This is a genomic window from bacterium (assembly GCA_040753085.1).
Taxonomy (GTDB): domain Bacteria; phylum UBA9089; class JASEGY01; order JASEGY01; family JASEGY01; genus JASEGY01.
In genome coordinates, this window is sequence record JBFMHI010000147.1 from 1 (window position 1) to 6,986 (window position 6,986).

General features: G+C 45.6%; 7 protein-coding genes. 6 read left to right on the forward strand and 1 reads right to left on the reverse strand.

What is annotated here, in order from left to right:
* A partial coding sequence (locus AB1797_11960; GenBank protein ID MEW5768312.1) for a PD-(D/E)XK nuclease family transposase occupies window positions 1-81 on the reverse strand: 81 nt, incomplete at its 3' end.
* A 489-nt stretch (window positions 82-570) separates the two neighbouring features.
* Between AB1797_11960 and AB1797_11965 the strand changes: the two genes are divergently transcribed.
* From AB1797_11965 to AB1797_11990, 6 genes are all read left to right on the forward strand, one after another.
* Entirely contained in the window at window positions 571-870 is a 300-nt protein-coding gene (locus AB1797_11965; protein ID MEW5768313.1) for a nucleotidyltransferase family protein, read from the forward strand.
* Complete coding sequence (locus tag AB1797_11970) at window positions 860-1,216, forward strand: HepT-like ribonuclease domain-containing protein (GenBank protein MEW5768314.1); 357 nt, start codon at window positions 860-862, stop codon at window positions 1,214-1,216. The genes AB1797_11965 and AB1797_11970 overlap by 11 nt, the downstream gene beginning before the upstream one ends.
* A 257-nt stretch (window positions 1,217-1,473) precedes the next feature.
* On the forward strand, window positions 1,474-1,935 hold the full coding sequence (locus tag AB1797_11975; GenBank protein MEW5768315.1) for a 4Fe-4S dicluster domain-containing protein: 462 nt from the start codon (window positions 1,474-1,476) through the stop codon (window positions 1,933-1,935).
* A 298-nt stretch (window positions 1,936-2,233) separates the two neighbouring features.
* Window positions 2,234-5,290 carry a CoB--CoM heterodisulfide reductase iron-sulfur subunit A family protein gene (locus AB1797_11980; protein ID MEW5768316.1) on the forward strand — a complete coding sequence of 1,019 codons (3,057 nt, stop codon included), beginning with the start codon at window positions 2,234-2,236 and terminating at the stop codon, window positions 5,288-5,290.
* A gap of 31 nt (window positions 5,291-5,321) precedes the next feature.
* Window positions 5,322-5,780 carry a hydrogenase iron-sulfur subunit gene (locus AB1797_11985; protein MEW5768317.1) on the forward strand — a complete coding sequence of 153 codons (459 nt, stop codon included), beginning with the start codon at window positions 5,322-5,324 and terminating at the stop codon, window positions 5,778-5,780.
* The gene (locus AB1797_11990; GenBank protein MEW5768318.1) at window positions 5,781-6,722 is read left to right on the forward strand and encodes a 4Fe-4S dicluster domain-containing protein; all 942 of its coding nucleotides are present in this window, start codon (window positions 5,781-5,783) and stop codon (window positions 6,720-6,722) included. It begins immediately after the preceding gene.
* The last annotated feature ends 264 nt before the right edge of the window (window positions 6,723-6,986 follow it).

Genomic DNA, 6,986 nt, shown 5'->3' on the forward strand with positions numbered 1-6,986 from the left:
GCTTATTAAGATATCTTTGCTCTCTTCTGAGCCAAAAACCTTTTTGAAAGCAAAGTCTGTTTTGACATCTAAAAATTGCATAAAAAGACTCCTTTTGTCTTAATATTTCGTCTTCAAACAGTTAGAAAAGCTTTCTTTCTCGATGCTCGATGCTCGATCCTGGATACTGGATCCTTTACCAGCATCGAGCATCCAACATCATGTGATGAACGGTTACAGTATAACTTAAGGTGGATGGGTTTGTCAAGAAATAAATATCAGGAGCAGCAATTCTAATTATGGCACTTTTTGGCACAATATATAGTAATTTGGTTGTTCTTCTATACCATATATGGCATAGAAATTGGTCAAAATTAGAATTGCTGTAATGAAGGATTAAAAATTGAAATTTAAAAGAGGACTAATAAGTCATTGGAGTAAATGAATGCCATAGGATACTTTTTTGGGGGGGGTAGCATTGTTATGAGAAGTGCAAATCGGTTTGTAGGCATGTTGTTATCTTGGAGTGATACTCGTCACTCAATTCTGCGTTAGACACGGCACGCTTGAATCAATTTGAAGGAGGTATTGATGATGACTTTAGAAGAAATTAAGAAGGTTGCGGTTCCAATCTGTAGCGAATTCAAAGTGAAGAGATTGGATCTTTTTGGATCGATTGTGCGCGGTGCCGATTCTTCTGATAGCGATATTGATCTACTCGTCGAGTTTGAAGAACCTAATCTGCAACCCTCCAAGAGGTTTTTCGGACTGCTCCATCATCTTGAGGATGCCTTGAGATGCGAGGTTGATCTGCTTACTGTCAGTAGTCTCAAAAATCCCTATTTTCGACGTAGAATACTCAAGGAAAAGGTGAACATCTATGAAGGATGATATCCTTAAACATCTCTATGACATTAGGGAAGCGGCTTTGTCTATTTCCCGGTTCGTCAGTGGCAAAACATTTGATGATTATATACACGATGAATTACTCAAAAGTGGCATTGAGCGAAAATTTGAGATTATTGGGGAAGCACTAACCAGAATAAGGAGAGACGACCCTACCATACTTGAGAAGATAAGGGAGTATCGCAACATCGTGTCATTCAGAAATATTCTCGCACATGGCTACGACAGCATTGATGACGAGATTGTATGGGGAATCATTGAAGAAGATTTAGGTAATTTGCTCGAAGATGTCGAGCATCTGATTGGAGAGAAAAATCGAACCAATGAATGAATTGAGATTGTGATAAGGATTTGAGATCAGAAATTAAAGAGTAAATAGAGTTAATAGAAAAATATAAGTGGAATTCTGTCCGTCCTGCTTTAACTAAGTTATATCCAGACCCAAAAAGAATATTGAAGGAGCGGTTTCCAAGGTTCAGCCTAACCGCACAGGTCACAAAAAAGTGGTATTTTGCAGAACTCCAAATATTATAAAGGAGGTCATGAGTATAATAAAAGAAACGCGCTTTTTATTATACCAGGAAGATTATGGAGACCTTAGAATTGAGCCAACTTGACCAGGGCTTTAAATACGAGATTGCCTCCCGGCCTGGAGGGGAGTATTTCGAGCGCTGCTTTTCCTGTGGCACCTGCACCGCCTCATGCCCAGTGGCTGATGTAACTGAAGAATTTAGTCCGATGAAACTTATTCGTATGGCACTCTTGGGAATGAAGGAAGAGATTCTCTCCTCCGATACGATTTGGCTCTGTTCGCTCTGTTACACCTGTTATGCCACCTGTCCCCAGGATGTTAGATTCCGCCATATTATAGAAATTCTAAGAGACATGGCCATAGAAGGGGAATATGTATCACCTGATATGATGGCTAAGATAGAAAAGGTCGATCGGTTGTCCCAGGAAATTCGGCGTGAAATGGTTAAGTTCCTATTCGATAAAGATGAAAAAAGAATTGCCCGGATAAATTCAAAAATAAATGAATTTCAGAAGTAATTATTCAGTCACTGATTGACACGGATTAGCACGGATAAAATAGAATGAGTTTAAAATATGGAAAAAATGTAACCGTTCAGCCACCAAGGCACGAAGACACGAAAAAGTATGTGTCGTAAAGAGCAGTAGAGCAATAGAGCAACCGTTCTGGAACTTTCAGAAAAGTCTTTAACTACTGCTCTGCTGCTCTACTGCTCTATTTTTGTGTCTTAGTGTCCTTGTGGCTGAACACTTACAAAAAATCAGTGTTTCATCCGTGTAAATCTGTGGCTGAATAGTTACTTTCAGGAAATCTAAGATGGTAAAAAATAAGAGTGTATTGGTAATCGGGGGAGGAATAGCCGGAATCCAGGCCTCTCTTGATCTGGCAGAGATGGGCGGGGATGTTCATCTCTTAGAAGAGACCCCATCCATCGGTGGCCGTATGCCCCAATTAGACAAGACCTTTCCTACTAATGACTGCTCCATCTGCATCCTTGCCCCTAAGATGAGCGAATGCGCCCGCCATCCCAACATAACCTTGCATACCTATTCAGAGCTATTAAATATGCAGACACTAAACGGCCGGGGGTTTCAGGTAAGTATCCTTAAGAAACCTACCTATGTTGATCCTGAAAGATGCGTGGCCTGTGGACTGTGCGAAGAAAAATGCCCGATAAAGGTGGCTGATGAATTCGATCTAGGCTTAAGGAAGCGAAAGGCCATATACAGGTATTTTCTCCAGAGCATTCCGAGCCGCTATGTGATCGATGAGAGATCCTGTCGTTTTTTCACGCGGGGAGGGAAATGCAGGGCTTGCGAAAGGCTCTGTAAGAGCCAGGCCATAAATTTTGAGGATAAACCAGAGGAGATTACCCTTGAGGTCGGTTCTATTGTGGTTTCTTCTGGGATTGACCCCTTCAACCCGAGGGGCCTGGCCCAATATGGCTATGGAAGATATAAGGATGTTCTTACCTCCCTTGAATTTGAACGCTTGCTTTCAGCCTCTGGCCCAACCCAAGGACATATTGTCCGTCCCTCAGACGATAAGACCCCAAAGAGGCTCGCCTTTATTCAGTGTGTGGGCTCTCGGGATATTCAGCAGAAAAACGATTATTGTTCGGCCGTCTGTTGTATGCAGGCCGTAAAGGAAGCGGTTATGGCTAGAGAGCACGAAAGCCAAATTGAACCGACCATCTTCTTTATGGATATGCGCTGTTTTGGAAAGGACTTTGATAAGTATTACGAGCGGGCGAAGAGCCAATGGGGCGTGAATTTTGTAAGATCACGGGTATCAAAAGTTAAGATGGGTAATAGTGGTAATCTTGAGGTCTACTATCTAAAGAACGGTCTTCCCGTGAAGACCCCTTTTGACCTGGTTATCCTGTCCATCGGACTTCGGCCAAGAGGGGATATAGCGGATCTGGCGGATAAATTGGGGATAGATCTGAATGAGTTCGGTTTTATAGACACCCATCCCTTTAGACCTGTAGATACCTCCCGTCAGGGAATATATGTAGGGGGCGCGGTCTCTTCTCCCAAGGACATTCCGGAGTCGGTGATGGAGGCATCGAGCGCGGCGGCCCGTTCTGCAGAGGACCTTAAGTTTCCCCGCCAGACCGAATTTACCAGGAAGACTTATCCTGAGGAGTTAAATATAGTCGGTGACCGGCCTCGGATTGGGGCTTTCATCTGCCATTGCGGGATAAACATAGCCGGCGTGGTAGACGTGGAAAGTGTCACCGAATACGCCCAGGGTCTTCCTTATGTCGCCTGGGCACAAAGAGGGCTGTTTGTATGTTCCCAGGACTTCCTTGAGACCATAAAGCAGAGGATAAAAGAACATAATCTAAACCGGGTGGTGGTGGCCTCCTGTTCTCCCCGAACCCATGAACCCCTATTCCGTGATACCCTCCGCCAGGCGGGGCTGAATGAGTATCTCTTTGAGATGGCCAATATCCGCGATCAGTGTGCCTGGGTCCATATGGAAGAGAAAGATGCGGCTACAGAGAAGGCAAAAGATCTGGTCCAGATAGCCGTATCTAAGGCGGCCAGACTTACCCCCCTCAAAAGACTCCCCATAAGTATAAATCCAAAGGCATTAGTCATTGGAGGGGGGCTGGCCGGAATGACCGCGGCTGTATCCCTGGCCAACCAGGGATACAGGGTCTACTTGGTTGAACGCCAGGAAGAGCTGGGCGGGAATCTCAGACATATTCATTTTATACTTGAGGGAGAGGACCCCCAAGGGTTACTCTCTTCGACGATGGAAGAGGTGGAAGCTCATCCGAATATAGAGGCATATAAATCGGTTGATATCAAAGACATAAATGGTTATGTCGGAAACTTCAAAACCACTATTGAAATCCGAAATCCCGGGTACCCACGAAGTGGGTGCGAAATCCGAAATTTGGAACACGGTGTGATAATCGTGGCCACTGGGGCAAAGGAACATACCCCGGAAAGCTACCTCTACGGTAAAGACCGGCGAGTAGTTACCCAACTTGAACTCGAAGAACATCTGGCTAACTCGAAACCCGAAACTCGACGACCCGCCAGCGGGTGCCCCGAACTCGAAACAGTGGTTATGATCCAGTGCGTTGAATCCCGCACCGATCAGAGGCCTTATTGCAGCAGGATTTGCTGTCAGCAGGCTGTCTCCAATGCCCTAAAGATCAAAGAGGTCTCCCCCAAGACCAATATCTATATCCTTTATAGAGATGTCCGGACCTATGGATTTAAGGAGGCGTATTACCGAAAGGCCCGAGAAGAAGGGGTAATATTCATCAGGTATGACGAAGAGAGAAAGCCCGAGGTCAGATTGGCAGATAGGAAATTAGAGGTTAAGGTTTTCGATCCGGTAGTAGAGAGGGATTTGATAGTGAATGCCGACCTTGTCGTTTTGAGTGTGGGAATAGTCCCTGATGAAGGGAATAAGGCCTTAGCCAAGATGCTCAAGATTCCCGTGAATAAAGAAGGTTTTTTCTTAGAGGCCCATATGAAGCTTAGGCCGGTGGACTTTGTCACAGACGGGATATTTATGGCCGGCCTAGGCCATAATCCCAAAACGATCTCGGAATCTATTGTCCAGGCAAAGGCGGCAGCAGGGAGGGCGGCTACTGTCTTATCCAAGGAATTTATCCAATCAGAGGGACAGATATCCAAAATCGATGAATCAAGGTGCAGTGGTTGTGGGAGTTGTCTTAGTGTCTGTGCCTATCAAGCCATCTCCCTGAACGAAGAGAAATATGTGGCCCAGATAAACGAGGCCCTTTGTAAAGGATGTGGCGCCTGTGCCGCTACCTGCCGAGGCGATGCCATCGACCTCGGTGGTTTCTCAAACGAGCAGATTTATGAAGCCGTTTGTGCCCTTTAAGGGTTAAGGGAATTTATGAGGGAAGATAATTATGGATTCATCCCACGAGATTAAAGACTGGCAGCCAAAGATACTGGCCTTTTTATGCAACTGGTGTAGCTATGCCGGGGCAGATCTGGCGGGAGTTTCAAGGACTCAATATCCACCCAATATCCGGGTGATCAGAATCCCTTGCTCCGGGAGGGTTGATCCTATGTTTATCTTAAAGGCACTCCAACAGGGATTCGACGGGGTGCTTGTCTCAGGCTGCCACCCCGGTGACTGCCATTACATCTCAGGAAACTATTATGCCAGACGGAAATTTGCCCTGATTAAAGCGCTTCTTGAATTCATTGGCGTCGAGGAAGGCCGAATTCAATTCAGTTGGGTCTCAGCCGGTGAGGGGGAGAAGTTTGCCGAGGTGGTCAAGAAAATTACCACCGATATAAAAGAACTCGGTCCAGCCAAATGCCTGGTGAAAAATAGGATTAATCCATCTGGAGGATTGTAAATGGCTCTGATTGATGAGATTAGACAAGAGGCCAAAAGGTTACTCGAGGAGAAGAGGGTAGATGTAATTATAGGCTACAGAAAGGGGACATTGCCCTTAAGATCGACCCCTGCCTTTATTCGTAATTCCGATGAGGTAGAGGGTCTAATCTTCGATCCCACCTGTTCTAATAATCTGGCATCATTTGCCAATAGATTTGAGGGGAAGGTCGGGGTTATTGCCAAGGGTTGTGACGCCAGATCCCTAATAACCCTGGTTGTTGACCGTCAGATAGACAAGGAGAATCTTGTAATTATCGGTATTCCCTGCCCTGGGGTTATTGACCACCGGAAGGTTCGCCATAGATTGCGTGGTAGAGAAGTGGTAGATGGGTTGATCTTGGAGGATAAGGTCGTGGTTAAAGGAAGAGACCTTAAGGAGGATTTCCCTATATCTGAAGTCTTATCTGGTTCTTGCCAGGTCTGTCAGTATCAGACACCACCGGTCTATGATCTCCTGATTGGCTACCAGATCAAAAAAGAGGGTAGACCATTTGAAGATTTAAAGGAGTTCAAAGAGAAGTGTCCAGGGGAGAGACGGAACTTCTTCGAGGAGGAGTTTTTTAGATGTATCCGCTGCTATGCCTGCCGCCAGGTTTGCCCGGCCTGCTTTTGTGAATACTGTATAGTCGATAGGACTAAACCCCTCTGGTTTGGCAAGACTACAGATCTCTCGGATACCCTGATGTTCCACCTCATCCGGGCCTACCACACTGCCGGAAGGTGTGTGGACTGCGGCGCCTGTCATCGGGCCTGCCCTATGGGGATAGACCTCAGGTTACTGAACAAGAGGCTGGAAGAGGAGGTGGCCGAAAGGTTCGGCTTCCAGGCAGGGCTCGATCTTGAGAGACCAGTGCCCCTCTCTGCATACAAGGATGAAGATACCCAGGAATTCATAATGTAATAAATACTTAGTATGTTTATTGGATGCAGTAATAAAGGGATGTAAGTGTTCAGCCACAAAGACACGAAGACACAAAGATAGAGCAGTAGAGCAGCAGAGCAGTAGTTAAAGACTTTTCTGAAAGTTTCGACCTGTACGGTTAGGTCTATACTACTGTATTTTCTCCTTCGCCCCTGCGGGGCTTAATTAATTTTCAATCTAATGTTCCGTAGGTTCAAACCTACGGCTAACATACTACAGCCCTTCGGGCTTTAATAATGATTC